The sequence below is a fragment of the Streptomyces mobaraensis NBRC 13819 = DSM 40847 genome, from assembly GCF_017916255.1.
In the GTDB taxonomy this organism is placed as follows: Bacteria; Actinomycetota; Actinomycetes; order Streptomycetales; family Streptomycetaceae; genus Streptomyces; species Streptomyces mobaraensis.
Window position 1 is genome coordinate 4,752,110 of the sequence record NZ_CP072827.1, and the last position, 20,848, is coordinate 4,772,957.

Genomic DNA, 20,848 nt, shown 5'->3' on the forward strand with positions numbered 1-20,848 from the left:
AGGGGTTCCGGCCAACTTCGCCGTCACTCGGGTCCGATTGATTGCGCGTGACCTCAAGGCCACCAACAATGCACATGCCAAATCGGAACGCATTCCGTCCGGAGAGGACCACCCCCCATGAGACGACCTCTCGTCGGCGTACTCACCACCCTGCTGCTCGGCGGCGCGGCCGCGACCGGCATCGCCGCCGCCCCCGCGAGCGCCGCGCCCCAGACGGCCGACGCCCCGCGGGCGTCCGCGCCGCAAGCCGAGGTCGCGGCGAAGGCCGGGGCTACGGCGCAGACCAAGCCCAAGGCCGTCGACTTCGCCGGCACCGTCGCCCTCAGCAACTGCTCGGGATCGCTGATACGCCTCCCCAACTCCGCCGATGGCGACCCGGCCCTCGTGCTCACCAACGGGCACTGCCTGGAGACCGGCATGCCGGGCCCCGGTGACGTCATCGTCGACCAGGCGTCGTCCCGTACGTTCAGCCTGCTCAACTCCACCGCGGGCAAGGCCGCCACGCTCCGCGCGAGCAAGGTCGCCTACGCGACCATGACCGACACCGACGTCACCCTCTACCAGCTCACCACCACCTACGCGCAGATCAAGAAGAACTACGGGATCAACGCCCTCAGCCTCTCCGCCGACCACCCCGCCGCCGGCACACCGATCAAGGTCGTCTCGGGCTACTGGAAGCGGATCTACTCCTGCAACGTGGACGGCTTCGTCCACGAGCTCCGCGAGGGCGACTGGACCTGGAAGGACTCGCTGCGCTACACGCCCTCCTGCAACACCATCGGGGGAACCTCCGGTTCGCCGGTCATCGACGTCAACACCGGCAAGGTGATCGCCGTCAACAACACCGGCAACGAGAACGGCGAGCGGTGCACGGAGAACAACCCGTGCGAGGTGGACGAGAATGGGAACGTCACCGTCCGGCGCGGCATCAACTACGCCGAGCAGACCTACGGCATCGCCAAGTGTGTGGCGGCCGGCAACAGGATCGACCTGAGCCTGCCGGGCTGCACGCTGCCCAAGCCGTGACGGCGGCGGTGTGAAGCGGGGCCCGCCGGGGGATCCGGCGGGCCCTCGTCGCGCGGTCGCGCGGAATCGTTACGGCAGCCCGTGGACGTGCGGGCCGACCGCGTTGGACCAGGCGTTGCCGTTGCTCGCGTCCCAGTTCGTCGACCAGGTCATCGCCCCGCGGATGCCCGGGTAGGTCTTCGCGGGTTTGAACGAGCCGCAGCCGGTGCCCTTGGCCAGGCAGTCCAGGGCGCTGTTCACCACGGACGGGTCGACATAGCCGCTGCCGGCGCCACGCGGGGAGGCGGGCAGGCCCAGGCCGACCTGTGAGGGCGCGAGCCCGCCCTCCAGTTGGATGCAGGCCAGGGCCGTGAGGAAGTCGACCGACCCCTGCGCGTACACCTTGCCGTCGCAGCCCAGCATGGAACCGCTGTTGTAGAACTGCGTGTTGACGACGGTCAGGATGTCCTTGATGTTCAGCGCCGTCTTGAAGTAGCTCGCCGACGTCGACTGCATGTCGAGCGTCTGCGGCGCCATGGTGATCACGAGTTTGTCACCGGCCTTCGCCGACAGGGCGCGCAGGGCCTGCGTCATGTACGTCGGGTCGAGGCCGTTCTCCAGGTCGATGTCGACGCCGTCGAAGCCGTACTTCTGCATCAGCCGGTAGACGCTGTCCGCGAAGTTGGCGGCCGACGCGGCGTCGTTGACGCGCACGCTGCCGCGCTCGCCGCCGACGGATATCACCACCGACTTGCCGGCCGCCCGCTTGGCCGCGATGTCGGCCTTGAAGTCCGCCTCGCTGTAGCGCAGTCCGGGGTCGAGGGTGAAGTCCACGGCGCCGGGCGTCGCGGTGGCGTCGGCGAACGCGACGGCGATGATGTCGTACTGCGCCTGGACGTCGCTGATCCGCTGGACCTTGGCGCCGTTGTCGAAGTTCTGCCAGTAGCCGGTCACCGCGTGCTTGGGTGTCGAGGGCTGGCCTCCGCCTGCCGCCGTCGTGACGCTGATCTCGGTGGAACGGGGGGATTCCCCGGCCGCGTTGACCGCCGTGACCTGGAAGCGGTACGTGGTGGAGGGCGCGAGCCCGGTGACGGTGGCCGAGGCGCCGGTGACCGGCTGCGCCTTCGTGCCGTCGCGGTAGACCTGGTAGCCGGTGGCGCCGGTGACCGGGCTCCAGGACAGGTCGACGGACGAGGAGGTGGTCCGGCCGGCCGTCAGCCCACCGGGGGCGGAGGGTATGGGGTCGCCGGGATCGCCCGGGTCGCCGCCCGGGCCGGAGAGGCTGATGTCGTCGGCGAGGTAGGGGCTCTGGCCGTACCAGCCGTGGGTGTAGACGGTGACGGAGGTGGTGTTGGGGCCGGTGGTGAAGGAGGTGGTGAGTTGCTTCCAGTCGGTGCCCGTGCCCGGTGTCCAGGTGGAGACGTCGGTGGTGCCGGTGCCACTCGCGCCCAGGTACACGTACGAGCCCTGTACCCAGGCGCTCAGCGTGTAGGCGGAGCCGGGTCTGACGGCGACGGTCTGCGCGCAGCGGGCGTTGTCGAGTCCGCTCGGCGCGGCCTTGAGGGCGGCGGTGCCGGAGTGGGCGGGGGTGCCGGTGGTGCCGCTGTCGGCGGAGCAGGACCAGGGGGACAGGCCGTTTTCGAAGCCGGCGTTTTTGAGGAGGTTGGGCTCGGCTTTCGGGGTGACGGCCGAGGTGGTGGGGGCGTGTGCGGTGGCGCGGGGAGCGGCGTGCGCCGGACCGGCGCCGGTGGCGGCCGCGCCCGCGGCTGCAAGGGCGACGGCGGTGACGAGGCCGCCGAGGCGGTGGCGCTTTCCGCCTCTGCTCCTGCCCTTGCTTCTGCTTCCGCCTTCGCCGCGGGTCGGGCCGGGGCGCGCGTTATGACATGGGTGGTCCGGGCGATTCACTACTGCCTCCGGTGGGGGGAGAGTTGAAACGGTGAGTGGGGGGTATCGCTGTGAAGGAGGGGGGTGCCGGCCGGTGCGCTGAGGATGGTCCAGACCAATCCATCCGTCAAGGGGAGGCGCGGAGGGGGCTGGTCGCGTGTGGCTGCGGCGCGTTTCCGTTCGGAAACGGGTGCGCGGCAGATCTCGGTCCGGAGAAGGGGCGGGCGGCGGGTTCCCGCCCGGAAGCGGGCGTTCGTCGGGCCCCCGTTCGGGAAACGGCGCCCGGCGGGCCTCCATTCGGACAAGGTGCGCGGCGGGTCCCGTTCGGAGAACGGGCATGCGGCAGGTCTCCGTTCGGAAAGGGACCGGGGGGACTGGAGGGGCGGGAAGCGAGGCGGACCGGGCGGGTTCGAAGGAACTGTTCCGAGCCGCTCCGTTCGTGGATAAAGTGCGGGGCGCCGGCGTGTGCGGGGCACCGGCGCCGAGCAGGGTCGATCCATGGCCGCCGGGGCGCCGGAGGCAGGAGTGGACGGGGATTCGGACGTGCCGATTGCGATAGCCGTCACCAGCCCCGACCTGGTGCTGCCCGCCCCCGACGGCCCGGCGCCGACCGCGGCCGTCCTCCAGCCGCCCGAGGCGCAGCCGCTGGAGACCGCGGTGGCCCAGGCGTCCGTCCTGCTCGACCAGTGCGGCCACCTGGTCGTCGTCCACTCCGACGCCCTGCCCGCCGCGTACGTCCGCCGGCTGCACACCGTCCGCGCGGTCCTGGAGAGCGAACGGATCGCCCTGCTGCCCGTCGCCCTGCCGCCGCTGGCGGTCGGCGTCCTGGCCCGCCAGTTACGCCAGCTGTCCCTCTCCGACCTGGGCCCCGGAGTCCTCGCCTCCGCCACCCGCCTCCTCGCCCACTACATCTACGCCGGCGCCCAACTGGCCAGCGTCGCCCGCTTCGACCGGGTGCCGGTCGGCCTCGGTCCGCACCTCACCTCACTGCTCCCCGGCGTCCGCTTCGGCGTCCTCGTCAACCCGGCGCCCCGCCTCGTCCGCCCTGGTGGTGACGGCGTTCCCGGCCCCGCCTACCCGACCCGGCTGACCGTGGCCCGCGAGGGCCCCCGCCGGGCCGAGGACTGGGTGACGGACGTCCTCGCCCCGGAGTGGCGCGTCGAAGGGGTCCAGGAGGTGTCACCACTGCCCGCGGAGTCCGTCCACTGGTGGGGCACCCGGCGCGCGGTGGAGTTCGCCGCAGCCATCCCCGACCCGTCGATCCTCTACCAACTGATCTCCTCTGTCCGGCGGGAGGAGTGCCGGTGGTGCGGGCTCGAACTCATCGGCGACCGATGCGGGTTCTGTGCGGCCGGTGGGGAGGCTGTGGCGTGAGGGGCCGGTTCCGAGGGTCTTCTGAGATCGCTCGAAGGGGCGCGTCCCGCCGGAACGTCCCACTCCGGGCCGTCCATCGGCGTACCGTCGCAGCCCCGGGACCAGGCGCCGCCCGCCCGCCGGATCCGCCGGGGACGCGTGGTACGCCGGGGGATCCGGCGCCGCACGGGACCACCGGCGCGTACGCACCGCCCTCCGCTCAGGGAACGGCCGGCGGTGGGCGGCCCCCTGGCCCACCGGCCGTCGCCGCTTCCGTGGAACCGCCGAGCCGCCGCACCCCAACCGAGCCAGTGAGGTCCGCCGCACCATGAACTCACGCCAGCGACGCGGGATCATCCTCCTGCTCCTGTCGGTCCTCTGCGCCGTGGGAGCGGCCGCCGGGGTGTACGCGGTCGTGGACGACGCCGAGTCGAAGGTCGGTCCGGAGGTCACCGCCTACCGGCTGCGGTTCGACGTCGCTGCCTACCGGGCGCTGGACGAGGGACAGTTCGAGAAGGTGTCGATGCCCAGACGGTGGCTGCCCGCCACGGCCGTCACACATCTCGCCGAGGTGCGCGGCAAGATCGCCGTGACTCCGCTCCGCAGGGGATCGCTGCTGCAGAGCGACATGATCGTCAACCGGCCCGCCCTCGCCCCCGGGCAGCAGGAGATCGCCATCATGATCGACGCGGCCACCGGTGTGGCCGGCAAGATCACGCCCGGCTCGAAGGTCAACATCTACGCCACCTTCGACGGAAGGAGCGGGACGGCCGGCGGCACCGGCAAGGACGCCAAGGACGCGAACCCCCAGCCGGTGTCGAAGGTCATCGTCAGCGGCGCCCAGGTCATCGAGGTCGGCAGGCTCACCCCTCTCGACGGCCGGAGCGGCGGCGCCCGGACCGGCGCGTCCGGCACCCGGCAGGCGGGCGACGCCGTGCCGATCACCTTCGCCCTGGACACGAAGGACGCGCAACGCGTCGCGTACGCCGAGTCGTTCGCGACCCATGTGCGGCTGGCCCTGGTGGCGCCGGGCGACGACACCGGCGTCAGCGGCTCCGACCGCACGTACACCCTCGACGGCGACAAGTAGACGGGGGACGTTCCCGGTGACCATCCGCATCCTCCCGGCCCTCGCGGACCCGGAGACCGCCCGGACCGTCGGCGGGCTCCTCGCCCAGCTCCCCGGCGTCGAACCGCTGCGTACCGTCGGGGACTCGACGGCCCTCCTCGACGCCCTCGCCGTACTGGGTGCCGCCTCGGTCTCCGGCCTTCCCGAGGTCGTCCTCGTCCACGAACGGCTGGGGCCCGCCCCCGCCCTCGAAGTCGTCCGGGAGGTGGCCCTCCGCTTCCCCGCCACCGGCGTCGTCCTCCTCTCCGCCGACGCCGGGCCCGCGCTGTACGCCGCCGCCATGGACTGCGGCGCCCGCGGCCTCGCCGCGCTCCCACCCTCCCCCGACGAACTCGGCGCCCGCGTCCAGGCCGCCGCCCACTGGGCCACCGGCGTCCGCCGCCATCTGGACGCGGGCCCGGGCGGTCCGGCGGGCGGCGGGGCCGGGGCCGACGGGCGGCTCGTCGCCGTCGTCGGCGCCAAGGGGGGCGTCGGGACGACCGTCGTGGCCGTGCAACTCGCCCTCGCCGCACGGTCCGCCGGGCACGAGGTGGCCCTCGTCGACATGGACCTCCAGTCCGGCGACGTCGCCTCCTATCTGGACGTCCGCTTCCGGCGGTCCGTCGCCGACCTGGCCGGCATCAGCGACATCTCGCCCCGCGTCCTCGAGGACGCCGTCTTCCCGCACCCCACCGGGCTCGGCCTGCTCCTCGCCCCGGCCGAGGGCGAACGCGGCGAGGAGATAGGCGACCCCGCCTCCCGCCAGATCACGGCGGCACTGCGCCGCCGCTACCCGCTCGTCGTCGCCGACTGCGGTACGCAGATCACGGCGGCGGGCGCGGCCGTCATCGAGACGGCCGACCTCGCCCTGCTGGTCACCACGCCCGACGTGGTGTCCGTACGGGCCGCCAAACGCATGGTCCGGCTGTGGGACCGGCTCCGGATCCGCAAGGCGGAGGACACCATGACCGTCGTCAACCGGCACACCCGCGGCGCCGAGGTGCAGCCGCCGCTCGTCGCCCGGACCACGGGGACGCGGGTGGCCCGTACCGTCGTCCCGGCCGCGTACAAGGAGTTGCGGGCGGCCGTCGACTCCGGCCGGATGCAGGACCTGGACGCCCGGTCGGGGGTCCGGCAGGCGCTGTGGGCGCTCGCCGGCGAACTCGGACTGGCCGCGCCCGCGCCTGGGGCCCGGCCCGGCGGCCCGCGCCGGCACCGGGCGCTGGGGGCGGGGGATTCCGTGACGGGAGGTTCCGTGACGGGTGGGTCTGTGGCGGGAGGGCCTGTCACGGGAGGGCCTGGAGGTACGGCTGCTACCGGAGGGGCGGTCGGTTCCGAGGCGGCGACGGGCGGGGGGACGGGCCCGGACCGGCTCACCCCCGTCCCCGCGCCCTCACCGTTCCGACGGTTCCGCAGGTGGGGAGGGGACCGGGGGCAGGTCGCCGTCGAGTTCGCCGGGATCTTCCCTATGATCCTCGTCGCCCTGGCGGTGGTCTGGCAGTGCGTGCTGGTCGGCTACACCTACTCCCTCGCCGGGCACGCCGCGGACCGCGCGGCCCGCGCCGGAGCGGTGGGCCGCGACTGCGCGGAAGCCGCCCGCGCCGACCTGCCGGGGGAGTGGCGCACCGGCTCGATCGACTGCGGCCGGGAGGGCGACGTCTACAAGGCGACGGTGAAGCTGAAGGTGCCCGTGCTGGTACCGGACGCGGTCGACTGGCCGTGGGCGGTGGGCGGCACGGCGGGCGTGGCGCGGGAGGACTGAACGGTGGCGGGGGGCATCGGGGTGTGGGCGATGCCGTTTTCGCGGTATTGGGGGGAGCCGGACCGCTTCCGGGCGCGGGTGTGCGTGTGGGCGCGGGCGCAAGTGTGCGTGTGGGCGCAGGCGCGGGCCGGGGCCGTGCGGGCCTTCCGGGGTGGGACGGCGGGAGAGTGGGCAGGCTTCCGGGCCGGGGCGGTGCGTGGCCCCTCCCGGGTGGGGGCAGCGCGTGGCCCCTCCCGAATCGGGCCGGTGCGTGGCTCCTCCCGAATCGGGCCGGTGCGTGGCTCCTCCCGGGCCGGGGCGGCGCGCGGTCCCCGCCGGCCGGCAGCCGACCGCGGCTCCGCCGCCGTCGAGTTCATCGGTTTTCTGCCTGTCCTCCTCCTCGTGGGTCTGGCCGCGATCCAACTCGGCCTGGCGGCGTTCGCCGCCCAGCAGGCCGGAACCGGCGCCCGCGCCGCCGCCCGCACGGCGACACTCGACGAACCCCGCACCACCCCGGAAGCCGCCGCCAGAGCCGCCATGACCGACTGGGTCGCCCGGCGTGCCGACACCGTCCAGGCGCCCCCCTGCGCGCCAGGCACCACCGAAGTGACCGCCACGGTGGACGTCGCCGTCCCCGGCCTCCTCCCCGGCACCGGCTTCCACGTCACCCGGCACGCCACCATGCGCTGCCCGGATGACACGCGCGCCCCCGGCGGCGTGCCGGCCGGGCTTTCCGCGTCCCAAGAGCCCCATGCACTTCCTGAGCCCCCCGTACCCCCTGCACTCCCTCAGAAGGGCCGCACATGAGCCTCCGGGCCCGCGTCGCCAGCCCCGAACCGCCCGGCGCGGGGCGGGAGTCGGACCACCTCGTCCCCGTCTACCGCGCCAAGCTGCTGGAGGAGATCGACCTCGCGGAGATGTCCGCCCTCGCCGCCGCCGAGCGGCGGACGCGGCTGGAACGCGTGCTGGGCCACATCATCAGCCGTGAGGGCCCGGTCCTCTCCACCGCCGAACGCGACCGCCTCATCCGCCGGGTCGTGGACGAGGCCCTGGGCCTGGGCATTCTCGAACCCCTCCTGGAGGACCCGACCGTCACCGAGATCATGGTCAACGGCCCGGACCAGGTGTTCGTCGAGCGCGCCGGCCGCGTCGAGGCCGTCCCCGTGCGGTTCGCCTCCCACGAGCAGCTGATGCAGACCATCGAACGCATCGTCTCCACCGTCAATCGCCGCGTGGACGAGTCCAATCCCATGGTCGACGCCCGGCTCCCCAGCGGCGAACGCGTCAACGTCATCATCCCGCCCCTCGCCCTCAACGGCGCCACCCTCACCATCCGTCGCTTCCCGCGCGTCTACACGCTGCGGGAACTCGTCGGCATCGGCACGCTGGACGAACCGACGGTGATGCTGCTCGCGGGTTTGGTCCGGGCGAAGTTCAACATCGTCATCTCCGGGCCCACCGGCTCCGGCAAGACCACACTGCTCAATGCCCTCTCCGGCCTCATCCCGGACGGCGAGCGCGTCATCACCGTCGAGGACGCCGCCGAACTGCAGCTCCAGCAGCCGCATGTGATCCGCCTCGAATCCCGCCCGCCCAACGTGGAGGGCAAGGGCCGGATCACCATCCGGGACCTGGTGCGCAACTCCCTGCGCATGCGTCCCGACCGCATCATCGTCGGCGAGGTCCGGGGCGGCGAGACCCTCGACATGCTCCAGGCCATGTCCACCGGCCACGACGGCTCCCTCGCCACCGTCCACGCCAACAGCGCCGAGGACGCGCTGATGCGGCTGCGCACGCTGGCCTCCATGTCGGAGGTCAAGATCCCCTATGAGGCGCTGCGCGACCAGATCGACAGCGCGGTGGACTGCGTCGTCCAGCTCACCCGCACCGCCGACGGGGCGCGTCGCATCAGCGAGGTGGCGCTCCTGGACGCGTACGCGCCCCAGGGGCGGCCCGGTGCTCTCGCCGAGCGGGCCGCCGCCGGGGCGCGGACCGCCGTCGGACACCGTCTCTCCACCGTGGTCCGCTTCGACGCGCTGCCCATGGGCCCGGACCGCGTCGTCCGCGGCACGTTCGCCCACTTCCCGCTGCCCGAGCGGGCCGTCGGCCGGCTGCGCCTGGCCAACGAGCCGGTTCCCCAGGCGTTCGGAGTCGCCGCGCCGCCCGGCACCGCCACCGGACCACGCGCCGCGGGCCGCCACGCCGGACGGCCCGCGGCCGGCGAAGGGGTCCCGGCCGGTGAGGAAGGCGCGTACGGCGCGGGGGCTGCCTACGGAGCGAAGGCTGCCTACGGCGAAGTGGCCGGGTACGGGGAGGGGCCCGGGTACGGGGAGGGGGCCGCGGAAGCCGAACGGAACCCCTAGTGGGGCGATCTCCGGGACGCGTCCGGGCCGTCTCAGGGTTCGCCCGAGGCCGCCTCTTGGGAAGACCCACCAGGACACCGGCGACGACCGCCGCCGCACCCACGACCGTACGGACCAACGGCCATGGAAGGTCAAGGAAGGCCATGGAAGGCGACCGCACATGAACGACACCCTCACGCTCCTCACCCTGGGCATCACCCTGTTGTGCGGCACACTCGCCGTCGCCGGAGTACGGACGTACCTGGCCGGCCGGGAGCGGCAGGCCGCACTCGCCGAACGCCTCGCCGATCCAGGGGAGCCGTCCCGCTCCACCGCCCGTTCCCGGCCCTTACGCCGCTTCGACCGCGCGGTGCGCGGGACCCGCCCGGGCAGACGGCTGGAGCGGCGCATCGCCGCCACCGGGCTCGGTATCGCGCCGGGCGACTTCCTGCTGTGGACCGGCGCCGCGGCCGTCGTCCTGTGGGCCGTGGCAGCTCTCGCCCTGGCCCCGTTCTTCGGGCCGCTCGCCGCGGTGGTGGCCGTCTGGACGGCGTTCGCCTTCCTGGGGCGGCAACGCCGCAAACGCATCGAGAAGTTCATCAACCAGCTCCCCGAGCTGGCCCGCATCCTCGCCAACGCCACCCAGGCGGGCCTCGCCCTGCGCACGGCGCTCGGCATGGCGGCGGAGGAGATGGACGCTCCCGCGCGGGAGGAACTGTCCGCCGTGGCCGACCGGTTGGCCGTCGGCCACTCCGTCGACGAGGCCCTCGCCGAACTCGCCGACCGGCTGCCCTCCCGTGAGCTCGGCGTGCTCGTCACCACGCTGGTCCTCTCCCATCACGCGGGCGGATCGGTCGTCCGCTCCCTGCGCAACCTCACCGAGACGCTGGAGGAACGGAAGGAGACCCGACGGGAGGTCCGGACCCAGCTGTCCCAGGTGACCGCCACGGCATACGTCGTCCCCCTGATGGGCGTCGGCACGCTCTTCCTCCTGGACCGCATCGCTCCCGGCTCCATCGACCGTATGACGGGCACCGCTCTCGGACAGCTCACGGTGATCGGCGCCTTCGCGCTCTACGGCGTCGGCTTCTTCCTCATACGCCGCATGTCCCGCATCGACATCTGAGCCCCACCCGCCTTCACCTCCCACTCAACGCACACCGAAGTCCCTCCGCATCCCCGCCCACCTGCCGCCCCACTCCGGCCCACCCAGCCCCACCCACTCCCCACGCGCACGCACCATCCACCACGCCCCCCCACGACCCGAGGAGACGGACATGGGCCTGCTGATCGCTCTCCTGGCCGGCGCGTCCGTGACCGGCCTCTGTTACGGCGTCGCCCTCTGGCGCAGCGAGGCCAGACTTCCCCCGGACCTCGCCGTCGCCCTGGAGGTCGGAGCCACCCGCACCACCGCCGTCGGATCGGCCGTCGACCGCCTCGGCATGCGGTGGGCCCCGCTCGTGCTGCGGCTGATGGGACCGCGCCGCGTGGCCCGGATCCGTACGCGGATCGACCGCGCGGGCAACCCGGGCGGCCTCACCGTCGACCGCTACGCGGCCCGCCGCGCGGTGTACGGGGCCCTGGGGTTCGGTGGCGCGCTTGTCATGCTGGTCGAGGGGCGGCTGCTGATAGCCGCGTTGCTCGTCGCCTTCGGGCTGTTCTGGATCGAGGTGGGCATCTGGGCCGCCGTCCGGGAGCGACGGACCGCGATCGAACGTACGCTCCCCGACTTCCTCGACGTCCTCGCGGTCGTCGTCAGCGCCGGGCTGAGTTTCCGGCAGGCCCTCGACCGGGTCGCCGAACGGTACGAGGGCCCGTGGGCGGACGAACTGCGCATCGCGCTGCGGCAGATGGACATGGGCGTCAGTCGCCGGGACGCCTTCGACGGGCTGCGCCGGCGGAACGACTCCGAACAGGTCGCCCAGTTCGTGTCGGCCCTCCAGCAGGGCGAGGAACTGGGCTCGCCCATCGTGGACACGCTCATGGACATAGCCGCCGACATGCGCCGCACCGACGCACAGAACGCCCGCCGCAGGGCGGCCCGCGCGGTCCCCAAGGCCACGGTCGTCATCACCACGTTCATGGTCCCCGGCACGCTGGCGCTGATGATCGCCGGGTTCTTCCTCGGCTCGGGCGTGGACTTCGGAACGGTGTCGGGCCGATGAGACCGGTGCGGTGGGTGGGAGGCCGGGCGGGGGCCCGTGCGGAGGAGTTCCGCCAATTCTCTTCGCTTCTGCAACCGACTGTGGGACAGTCATCGCCCGAAGGCACCTCGACAGTGGGACGCGGAGCTGGACGGGAGTGGTGCGCGTGACGCCGGCGAATGCCCAACTCCCCTGCGAAAGAGGGAATAAGAGGCACGCACACTGTCCCGCGTCCGGTGTTCGGGCGTACGTTTCCCCTGCGACGACCGGCCGGTCCGGACGCCACCCGCAGCGCCCGGCCACGCGTGGAGGGGATGGGAATGGGGAAGCGCTTCTGGGAGGACGACCGGGGGCAGACCTCGGTGGAGTACCTGGGCATCATCGCCGTCGTGGTGGCGATCGTGCTCGTCCTCACGACGACGGACTTCGGCACGGTGATCGCAAAAGCGATCATGGATCAGATCCAAAAAATTGCCAAGTGACCCAGGGGTCCGCACCGTTCGGCCCGCCGGTCGGCGGACGCGACGCGGGCCAGGCGTTCCCCCTGTACATCGTGGCGATCGCCGGGTTCCTGTTCGTCGCCCTCGCCGTCTTCGCCGTCGGCATGGCGGGAGCCGCCAGGAACGGCACCCGGTCCGCCGCCGACGCCGCGGCCCTCGCCGCCGCCCAGGACTACCGGGAGCAGTCCTACACCGGCTTCCTCCGGGACCTCGTCGCCCGGCCGGGCGGCGACTGGCGGCGCTGGTTCGACGGTCGCGGCGACGCCCCCGCCACCGCCTGCCGCGAAGCGGAACGCCTCGCCCGCGACAACGCCGCCGGTCTCACCGGCCCCGGCTGCGCAGCGGCCCCCGGGCCCGACCCCACGACGCTCGCCTTCGACGTCACCGTCACTACCCGCGACGGCATCGGCATGTCCGTCGTCCCCGGCACCGAAGACGTCCACCCCACCGTCAGCTCCCGCGCCGTCGTCACCCCCCGCTGCCGCCCCGCCCCGGGCGGGGACGCCGGCGCCCCGTACGCCCGGTTCGACTGCGACGACGGACCGCTGACCGTCGACCCCGCCCACCCCGACCCCCGGCTCACGGCACGCACCCTCTTCGCCGTCCGCCTCGCCGCCACCGACCGATGACCCCACGAGCGGAGGAACGCCACCCATGAGCACAGGGCGCCGAAACCCCCGGGCCGTGCTGCCGGTGTCGCTCGCCATCGCCGCGGTGCTCGCCCTCTCCGGCTGCGGAGGCGACGGCGACGGCGGTGGCGACGAGCGGAACGCGTCGGGCCGGCCGACCGCCGCGGACACCGGAGAACCCGAGCCCGAAAGCCAGGCGAAATCCTCGTCGTCCCGACCACTGGGGGAAATGCGCAACGGCGACGGAATCGTCGTGACCATCACCTCCGCCGCCCGGGAGGGCGGCGGGTTCGTCACCGTCCAGGGAACCGTCACCAACCACGGCACCAAAATGTTCAACGCCTTGGAATGGCGGTCCAAGGAAACCGACGTGAGATCCCAGTCCGCCGTCTCGGGCGCCACCCTCGTCGACACCAAGGGAAAGAAGCGCTACCTCGTCCTCCGGGACACCGACGGCCAGTGCCTGTGCAGCACCGGCCTGACAGGGATCAAACCGCAGGAGTCCCGGCCCCTTTTCGCCCAGTTCCCCGCGCCACCCGCCGACGTCTCCCAGGTCGACTTCCAGATCCCCACCATGCCCACCGTCCGCATCGCGCTCTCGGGATGAGCCGTGACCCGCCCTCAGCCGACACCGCCCGCCCGCCGCCACCGGCCGATCGCCGCGGCCGTCCTCACGGCGGCCGCCCTCCTCGCCGCCACACCGGCCCCCGCCCACGCCGCCGGCCCCGGCGACCCGGCCCGCAGCGAACCCCCCGTCAAGTTGGACGCCCACGCCCCCGGACTCAAACTGCGCAAGGGGGCGAAGCTCGCCCCCGGCCGCGTCCTCGACATCAAATCCGTCATCGAGACCGGCAACGGCAGCGAACGCCGCGTGGACACCAATGTGAACGTCACCTTCGCCCTCCAGGCCGAAGTCCTCTTCGACAAGGACAGTTCGTCTCTCAACAGCGCCGCCGCCCAACGCATAAAGACCATCGCCGACGAAGCACGCAACCAACACGCCACCACCCTGCGCGTCTTCGGATTCACCGACAACCTGGGATCCGCCGACCACGGAATAGCCCTGTCCAAAGAACGCGCCAACGCCGTACAGCGCCAACTCGCCAAAGAACTCGGCTCCTCCTCGATCTCCTACCAGATCCGCGGCTACGGCGAGGACTACCCCATCGCCGACAACGCCACGGAGGACGGCCGCCGCAAAAACCGCAGGGTCGAGGTCAGCTTCCCCCGCCAAGGACGGTGAACACCCCGCACCACGACCCCGCACCGAGATCATTCCTCTGAGGCGCGGATCACTGCCCCACCCTCCCCGGAACCACCGCGTCCGCCACTAGGTTGACCGATACCGCCTGACAGCGCCGACAGTCCCCGAGGAGGCCGCATGACCCGCGCCCGCACCGCCGACCTCCTCGACACCCAGGCCCGCGCCTGCGCCGAAATGGACTCCCCCCTCTACGCCACACTCCTCACCCGCGCCGCCCAGGACGTCCGCGACGGCGGACCCTGCGCTGACGCCGTGGCCCCTCTGGAAGGCGCGCCGGGCCCGGCCGCCGTCGGACTCCGCCTGATGGGCGCGGTCCACGCGCTCGTCCTGCTCGGCGAAGCACCGGACCTGGCCGCCCACTACTCCACGGCGGGCGGCACCGCCGACGACCCCGACGCGGCGTGGGAACCGTTCCGGCGCGCCGTCGCCGACCACCCCGAGCACATCACCGCCTGGATGCGCCGCCCACCCCAGACCAACGAGGTCGGCCGCGCGAACATGCTGATCAGCGGCCTGCTCGTCACGGTCACCGCCCTCGCGACCCCCGAACCACCCCCCGTCCGGCTGCTCGAACTCGGCACCAGCGGCGGCCTGAACCTCCGCGCCGACCGCTTCCGCGTCACCGCCGGCGACCCGGCGACACCCCGCTTCTCCTGGGGAGACCCCGACTCGCCCGTCGTCCTCGACGGCGCCTGGAGGGACGGCACCCCGCCACCCCGGATCGCCGACGCCGCGGCCCGTGTCCCCGCCCTGGACGTCGTCGAACGCCTCGGCTGCGACGTCGACCCGCTGGACCCCCTCGACCCCGCCGACGCCCTCGCCCTCCGCGCCTACGTCTGGCCCGACCACCCGGCCCGCCCCACCCGGCTCTCCGGGGCCATCGACCTGGCCCGACGGCTGCCCGCCCGCGTCCTCGGCCAGGCCGCGGCCGACTTCCTGGCCGGCACCGACCTCCGCCCCGGCACCCTCACCGTCGTCTGGCACTCCGTGATGCGCCAGTACGTACCACCCGCGGAATGGGCCCGGGTGGAGACGGAGCTCGCCCGGCTGCGCACGGCCGCGACCGGGCCGCAGACGGGCTGGTTCGCCCACCTCGCGTTCGAACCGCGGCGCATCGGGGACACCCACCGGTTCGTCCTCACCGCACGCCTCGGCGACGGCCCGGAAGAGGTCCTGGCCGAGGCCCATCCCTGGGGCCTCGACGCCCGCGCCTGCGAGGTCACCTCCCTCACCCCCTGAAACCGCCCCGTCGGGATCTCGCCAACCACCGCCGCCACGCGGCAGGATGGGACTTTCGAAAGCCCTGGTGGCGAATGAGGGGGGCGGTACGTGACGGGCGGTACGAGGCGGTCGGCACGGAAGGGGACCCGCGCCCTGCGACTGGCCCTCGCCGGGGGAGCGCTCGTCACGCCGATGGCCCCCGCGGCCGCCGCACCCGCCGGGACGGGAAGCGCCGGACCGCCGGCCGCCTACCGGACGGCCCCCGACGCACAGGAGATCCACGGAGCACTAACCACCACGGCCACCCCACCCCTCGTACCGAGCGGCCGCACGGCGACGGACACCATCGCCCCGGGCGAGCGCAAGTTCTACGCCGTCCGCCTGGACGGCACCTCCGACGCCTACGTCTCCGCGGTCGCCGCCCCCCGCCCGGGCGGCACCCCCGGACTCCGCGACGGCATCGACGTATCGCTGCGACGCGCCGACGGCATCCCCTGCGGACCCTCCCGCCACCGCTCCTTCCTCGCCGAGGGCGGTGCCTACCCCCTCGCCGACCACGCCGAACGCCTCGCGGGAACGGGCGGCCCCTGCGCGGCGGCCGGCACCTACCACTTCGTCGTGGCCCGGGGCGACGCCGACGGCGGTGACTCCACACCCGTCGCCCTGGAACTCACCGCCGTCACCCACCACCCGCCGGTCACACCCAACTTCACGGCACCGCCGGGCACATGGGCCTCCGAACCTCCGTCGGAACCTGCCGGACCGGCGAAGGGCATCACCGGAGGCCGCGGATTCAACGACGCGGCCGACGTCCGGACGGGCACCTGGAAGGACACGATCCGCCCGGGGGAGACCCGCTTCTACCGGACCCCGGTCACCACCGGCCACCAGCTGTTCGCGAAAGCGACGTTCGGCGACGCCCCGGGACACGTCCCCTATGTCGCCAACGGCGTCCGCATGGGCCTGAACGACGCCGCGCGCGGCCATGTGACGAACCGGACGGACGGCTACCAGGGCCGCGCCGTCACCGTCCCCCTCGCCGCACCGCCGCCGGGACGGGACACGGGACCCGAAGGCTGGTACTACCTCCAGGTCAGCCTGAACGGCAAAGCGGGGCAAGGGAGGTCGGAAGCGGTGCCCATCACGCTCGTGGTCACCACGGCCCCGGCCCGGAGCGCGCCGACGGGCCCGCCCGGCCCCCGCACCCACCGCGCCCCCGACGGCGCGGCCCTCCGCACCGCTGCCGCCTCCCCGGAACCGGACGGACGCTTGAAAGCCGTCGGCTACGCGGGCGTCGGCACAGGAACGGCACTCCTCCTGGGCCTCGGCGGCTGGTACCTGGCGGCCCGCCGACCGGAGCCTCGCAGACCGGAGCCTCGCAGACCGGTGGTGTGAGCCGCGAACCGCCCTACCCGGGCCCGGATACGACGGGTCGAATCCGCACGCGCGCCCCTGCGCGCAGCCCCCATCGCGCCATGGCCCCGGCCGCCGACTCCAGCACATGGCGGGCCGTCGGCCGGGGTCGGCCCAGACGGTGCGGAGACATGGTGCGCACGGCGAGCACCCGCATGTCCCGGCTCAGGTATGCGACGTCGATCGGGAACCGCATCCCGAAGGTGTGCACCGAACCGGCCGGGGTGAGCAGCATGACGCCCTCGATCCCGTCCCGCCCGAGCAACCCGCGCGTCCGCGCCCGATAGGAGGCGGCAACCTCCACCGGAACCGCCGGGGCCCCGCACTCCGCGGATTCGACGGTGAGGTGAGTGAAGCCGTCCATCCATGCTGGCACCGCAACGCCCCTCCGCCTGGGCAGAACTCGACCAATCAGCCTTCCGGGTAGCCAAGTTATCCACATTCGACGGGGCGTCCACAGCTTTCGCGGGGATCGCCCCATCTTCTCGCCGGGCTCCGTAATCTCGCCGCATGAACTGGTTGTTGATCGCGCTGGTGGCATCGGCCACCCTCTACGGAACCCTGGCCGGCACGCTGGTGCCCGGCGCCCGCTACCGGCTGTCGGTCGAACCGGACGAGCCCTGGCGGACAGCCGCTCCCTGCGGCCACGCGCTCGGCGGTGGAATCGGGCGGGGGTGGTGTGCGGCGTGCGGGAGGACGAGATACGGCCCGGGGGCGCTGTGGCAGGTCGGAGCGACGGCCATGGTGTGCGCGGCGACGGCCGCGGCGGTCGGCCCACGACCCGAACTCTGTGTCTGGCTGCTGGCGATACCGGTGGGCGTGGTGCTCACGGGAGTGGACTGGGCGGTGCACCGGTTACCGGACGTCCTGACGCTGCCCCTGGCCGCGGGCACCGCCGCACTGCTCGGAGTGGCCGCCCTGTTGCCGGCGTCCGCCGGCAGCTGGACCGGATCCCTGCTCGGGGGCCTGACGCTCGGCGGCGCCTACCTCCTGCTGTTCCTGGCACACCCGGCCGGGATGGGGTTCGGCGACGTCAAACTCGCCGCGGGCCTGGGCTGCGCTCTGGGCTGGTACGGCTGGGGTGTGCTGATACTCGGCGGCCTCGCGGGGCTGCTGCTCGGTTCGGTGTACGGCATCGCGCTGATGCTCACCCGCGGCGCGGGACGCGGCACGACCATGCCCCTAGGCCCCTTCCTGCTCGCCGGAGCCTGGCTGGCCCTCCTGGCGGGCGGATGGTCGGCGCGGCCCTGAGGGGGAGAGGCGGGAGGGGGACGGGGAGGGAGGGTGGGGGGAGGGGGACCCCCCGAGGGGGCGTGGGACGGCGATCGGCGTGATCGTCCCGCGACCGCTCACCCGCCTCCACCCGTCCCCACCCGCCCCCCCCGACACCCGAACGGCCGCCCCACCCCCCATTCGGCCCACCCCCGTCAAGTCGGCGACGAGTTTGTGCAACATTTCGATGAAGGTGACGGACGGCACTCTGGGCAGGTGATCACTTGGCTGGTTCTACACCGTAGCCCCAGTGCTGACATGGAGGAACGGGGGTCGTGTGACCCCGGCCGCCGAGGCTTACAAGATCAACAACCGTGCCGAAAGTCAGCGCGCCACGCTATGTCACCCCCGCTGATGCGCGATGCACCCCCTCCGACCGGTTATGGTGGAAACCCCCCCTCGGGCCGGTCCGTATCCCCCCCACGGACCGGCCCGTTTTTCATGGGGCGATGTCACTCTCCGTATGGATTCGTGCTACTCCGGGCAGTTGTGATCCGGATCCGGTGGAATTCAGGCGCCCCAAGGGCGCCGGAATCACCCACGATTCATGCACAAATCATTCGCGAAGCGTCTACGCGATGCGTATCCGACGCCCGCCGGACACGTGCGGCCGACGCGCGCGGGCCGGTGCCCTGGCCGGCGGGCGAACCGGCGGGCGATCCGGCCCGCGCCCGCCCCCGGGTCGCCACACTGTCCTGCCCGGCCCGCCCGCCCCGCCCACGCCGAAGGCTCATCCGCGGCGCCCGGCCCCACCGGGGCCTCCAGGCCCCCGCCATCCACGCCGGCCGTGCCATCCATACCGTGCCGCCCCCGGGCTCAGCGGGCTCTCCCGAGCTCCGCAAGCGCCGCCGGCCCCTACGAGCCGCCCCGATTCGCCCAGATGTTGACCCCTTCCGCGCTGACCGCGAAGGAATCGATCTCAGCCAGCTCCTCCCCGGTCAATTCCGGTCCGTCCAGCGCCGCCACGTTCGCCTCCAACTGCTGCACGCTGGAGGCGCCGATCAGCGCGGAGGTCATCCGCTCGTCCCGCAGCACCCAGCGCAGCGCCAGCTGCGCCAGGGACTGCCCGCGGCGCCGCGCGATCCCGTCCAGGCCGCGCAGCCGGCGCAGCATGTCCTCGGTGAGCAGCGTCGGGTCCAGCGACGTCCCCTTGGCGGCCCGCGACCCCGCCGGGACCTCCCCGCCCAGGTACTTGTCCGTGAGCAGCCCCTGGGCCAGCGGCGCGAAGGAGATGCAGCCCATGCCCTCGTCCTCCAGGGCGTCGAGCAGCCCGTCGTCCTCCGTCCAGCGGTTGATCATGGAGTACGAGGGCTGGTGGATCAGCGCGGGGACGCCCATCTCGCGCAGCAGCCGTGCGGCCTCCCTGGTCTGCTCCGCCGTGTACGAGGAGACGCCGACGTAGAGGGCCTTCCCCTGCCGGACGGCGGACGCGAGGGCGCCCATCGTCTCCTCCAGCGGGGTGTGCGGGTCGAAGCGGTGCGAGTAGAAGATATCGACGTAATCGACACCCATTCGGACCAGCGACGCGTCGAGGGACGAGAGCAGGTATTTCCGCGAACCCCATTCGCCGTACGGGCCGGGGTGCATCAGATAGCCGGCCTTGGTGGAGATGAGCAGTTCGTCGCGGTAGGGCCGGAAGTCCTGGGCGAAGAGCTTGCCGAAGTTCAGCTCGGCGGAACCGGGCGGCGGGCCGTAGTTGTTGGCCAGATCGAAGTGGGTGACGCCCAGGTCGAAGGCGCGCCGGAGAATGGCGCGCTGCGAGGCCAGGGTGCGGTCGTCCCCGAAGTTGTGCCACAGTCCGAGGGAGATGGCGGGCAGTTTGAGCCCGCTGCGGCCGCTTCGCCGGTACTCCATGGAGTCGTAGCGAGTTTCGGCCGCGCGGTAGTGCGAATCGGTCATGTCGCCACTGACTATCACGGCCCGGTGACCGGCCGAGTTGGGTCCTCGCGACACGCTGGCAGTAATGTGGCGCTCTCGGGTGCCCGCAGTGGCGGGGAACCGCAGTGGCATGGAGGGGCTGGAAACGTGAAGTTGCGCGACCTGGTGTACAGGCTCTACGCACACCGGGTGGAAGGCCGCCTCGATCACGCCCAGGTGCCCAAGCACATCGGCGTCATCCTGGACGGCAACCGCCGCTGGGCCCGGGCCGACGGGCGGACCCCGGAGCAGGGTCACCAGGCCGGCGCGGACAAGATCCAGGAGCTCCTGGGCTGGTGCGACGAGACGGACGTCGAGGTCGTCACCCTGTGGATGCTCTCGACGGACAACCTGGATCGGCCGGCGAAGGAGCTGAAGCCGCTCCTCGGCATCATCGAGAACACCGTTCGCGGGCTGGCGGCTGACGGCCGCTGGCGCGTCCACCACGTGGGGCAGCTCGACCTGCTCCCGGCCGAGACGCAGACCGTCCTGAAAGAGGCCGAGCAGGCCACGCTGGACGTCAAGGGAATACTCGTCAACGTGGCCGTCGGCTACGGCGGCCGGCAGGAAATCGCGGACGCCGTCCGCTCCCTGATCCTGGAAGCCGCCGAGAACGGCACGTCGTTCGAGGAACTGGCCGAGTCCGTCGACATCGACCACATCACCAAGCATCTCTACACGCGCGGCCAGCCCGATCCGGACCTCATCATCCGCACCAGCGGCGAGCAGCGGCTGTCCGGCTTCATGCTCTGGCAGAGCGCGCATTCCGAGTACTACTTCTGCGAGGTTTTCTGGCCGGCCTTCCGCAAGGTCGACTTCCTTCGCGCGCTGCGTGATTATGCGGCGCGCCACCGGCGTTACGGATACTGAGCGGGCGTACCGGGCGCGGGGCGCCGGGAGTCCGCCGTACGGGTCGTCACGGCCCTTGTCCCGCATGTGCGCTGGGCGATTGCCCGATGCCGCAGCGTTGCCGCCCGGGCCGCCGTAGCGGTCCGGTGATCGGTCGTTCACCTGCTCGTCGCATATGCCGTTGCATGGTCAAGCGCTTCGGCGGG

Annotated in this window: 19 protein-coding genes; 16 read left to right on the forward strand and 3 right to left on the reverse strand. The window is 72.7% G+C overall.

Annotation, left to right across the window (positions count from 1 at the left end; all coding sequences use genetic code 11):
* Positions 1 to 117: 117 nt before the first annotated feature.
* A complete protein-coding gene (locus J7W19_RS20555) occupies positions 118 to 1,026 on the forward strand; it encodes a trypsin-like serine peptidase (protein WP_004947948.1) in 909 nt (302 codons plus the stop codon).
* Positions 1,027 to 1,095: 69 nt separating this feature from the next.
* Here J7W19_RS20555 and J7W19_RS20560 read toward each other — a convergent pair whose 3' ends face one another.
* On the reverse strand, positions 1,096 to 2,910 hold the full coding sequence (locus J7W19_RS20560) for a chitinase (protein ID WP_004947946.1): 1,815 nt from the start codon (positions 2,908 to 2,910) through the stop codon (positions 1,096 to 1,098).
* Positions 2,911 to 3,432: 522 nt separating this feature from the next.
* On the opposite strand from J7W19_RS20560, the gene J7W19_RS20565 reads away from it, so the two are divergent.
* The 13 genes from J7W19_RS20565 (at position 3,433) to J7W19_RS20625 (ending at position 16,586) form a co-directional block, all read left to right on the forward strand.
* Positions 3,433 to 4,263: a hypothetical protein gene (locus J7W19_RS20565; protein ID WP_233478148.1), complete on the forward strand. Its 831-nt coding sequence runs from the start codon at positions 3,433 to 3,435 to the stop codon at positions 4,261 to 4,263.
* A gap of 307 nt (positions 4,264 to 4,570) precedes the next feature.
* Complete coding sequence (gene cpaB / locus J7W19_RS20570) at positions 4,571 to 5,332, forward strand: Flp pilus assembly protein CpaB (protein WP_004947941.1); 762 nt, start codon at positions 4,571 to 4,573, stop codon at positions 5,330 to 5,332.
* 16 nt (positions 5,333 to 5,348) lie between these two features.
* Entirely contained in the window at positions 5,349 to 7,112 is a 1,764-nt protein-coding gene (locus tag J7W19_RS20575; protein ID WP_004947939.1) for an AAA family ATPase, read from the forward strand.
* Between the two features lie 273 nt (positions 7,113 to 7,385).
* Positions 7,386 to 7,898: a TadE family protein gene (locus J7W19_RS20580; RefSeq protein WP_004947937.1), complete on the forward strand. Its 513-nt coding sequence runs from the start codon at positions 7,386 to 7,388 to the stop codon at positions 7,896 to 7,898.
* On the forward strand, positions 7,895 to 9,454 hold the full coding sequence (locus J7W19_RS20585) for a CpaF family protein (RefSeq protein ID WP_004947934.1): 1,560 nt from the start codon (positions 7,895 to 7,897) through the stop codon (positions 9,452 to 9,454). The genes J7W19_RS20580 and J7W19_RS20585 overlap by 4 nt, the downstream gene beginning before the upstream one ends.
* A gap of 160 nt (positions 9,455 to 9,614) precedes the next feature.
* Positions 9,615 to 10,559 carry a type II secretion system F family protein gene (locus tag J7W19_RS20590; protein WP_004947930.1) on the forward strand — a complete coding sequence of 315 codons (945 nt, stop codon included), beginning with the start codon at positions 9,615 to 9,617 and terminating at the stop codon, positions 10,557 to 10,559.
* 151 nt (positions 10,560 to 10,710) lie between these two features.
* The gene (locus J7W19_RS20595) at positions 10,711 to 11,598 is read left to right on the forward strand and encodes a DUF5936 domain-containing protein (protein ID WP_004947928.1); all 888 of its coding nucleotides are present in this window, start codon (positions 10,711 to 10,713) and stop codon (positions 11,596 to 11,598) included.
* Between the two features lie 299 nt (positions 11,599 to 11,897).
* Complete coding sequence (locus J7W19_RS20600) at positions 11,898 to 12,059, forward strand: Flp family type IVb pilin (protein WP_004947925.1); 162 nt, start codon at positions 11,898 to 11,900, stop codon at positions 12,057 to 12,059.
* Positions 12,056 to 12,706 carry a pilus assembly protein TadG-related protein gene (locus J7W19_RS20605; protein WP_004947922.1) on the forward strand — a complete coding sequence of 217 codons (651 nt, stop codon included), beginning with the start codon at positions 12,056 to 12,058 and terminating at the stop codon, positions 12,704 to 12,706. The genes J7W19_RS20600 and J7W19_RS20605 overlap by 4 nt, the downstream gene beginning before the upstream one ends.
* Positions 12,707 to 12,731: 25 nt before the next feature.
* Entirely contained in the window at positions 12,732 to 13,313 is a 582-nt protein-coding gene (locus J7W19_RS20610) for a hypothetical protein (protein ID WP_004947919.1), read from the forward strand.
* 3 nt (positions 13,314 to 13,316) lie between these two features.
* Positions 13,317 to 13,949, forward strand: a complete 633-nt coding sequence (locus J7W19_RS20615) for an OmpA family protein (protein ID WP_004947916.1) — start codon at positions 13,317 to 13,319, stop codon at positions 13,947 to 13,949.
* A gap of 138 nt (positions 13,950 to 14,087) precedes the next feature.
* A complete protein-coding gene (locus tag J7W19_RS20620; protein ID WP_004947913.1) occupies positions 14,088 to 15,209 on the forward strand; it encodes a DUF2332 domain-containing protein in 1,122 nt (373 codons plus the stop codon).
* A 90-nt stretch (positions 15,210 to 15,299) separates the two neighbouring features.
* On the forward strand, positions 15,300 to 16,586 hold the full coding sequence (locus tag J7W19_RS20625) for a hypothetical protein (protein ID WP_158688797.1): 1,287 nt from the start codon (positions 15,300 to 15,302) through the stop codon (positions 16,584 to 16,586).
* A 13-nt stretch (positions 16,587 to 16,599) separates the two neighbouring features.
* On the opposite strand, the gene J7W19_RS20630 is transcribed toward J7W19_RS20625, so the two are convergent.
* Entirely contained in the window at positions 16,600 to 16,968 is a 369-nt protein-coding gene (locus tag J7W19_RS20630) for a DUF192 domain-containing protein (RefSeq protein WP_004947907.1), read from the reverse strand.
* Between the two features lie 146 nt (positions 16,969 to 17,114).
* Between J7W19_RS20630 and J7W19_RS20635 the strand changes: the two genes are divergently transcribed.
* Entirely contained in the window at positions 17,115 to 17,855 is a 741-nt protein-coding gene (locus J7W19_RS20635) for a prepilin peptidase (protein ID WP_040890715.1), read from the forward strand.
* Between the two features lie 876 nt (positions 17,856 to 18,731).
* Here J7W19_RS20635 and mgrA read toward each other — a convergent pair.
* A complete protein-coding gene (gene mgrA, locus J7W19_RS20640) occupies positions 18,732 to 19,775 on the reverse strand; it encodes an L-glyceraldehyde 3-phosphate reductase (RefSeq protein ID WP_004941965.1) in 1,044 nt (347 codons plus the stop codon).
* A gap of 126 nt (positions 19,776 to 19,901) precedes the next feature.
* On the opposite strand from mgrA, the gene J7W19_RS20645 reads away from it, so the two are divergent.
* Positions 19,902 to 20,663, forward strand: coding sequence for an isoprenyl transferase (locus tag J7W19_RS20645; protein WP_004941964.1), 762 nt, complete (start codon positions 19,902 to 19,904; stop codon positions 20,661 to 20,663).
* The last annotated feature ends 185 nt before the right edge of the window (positions 20,664 to 20,848 follow it).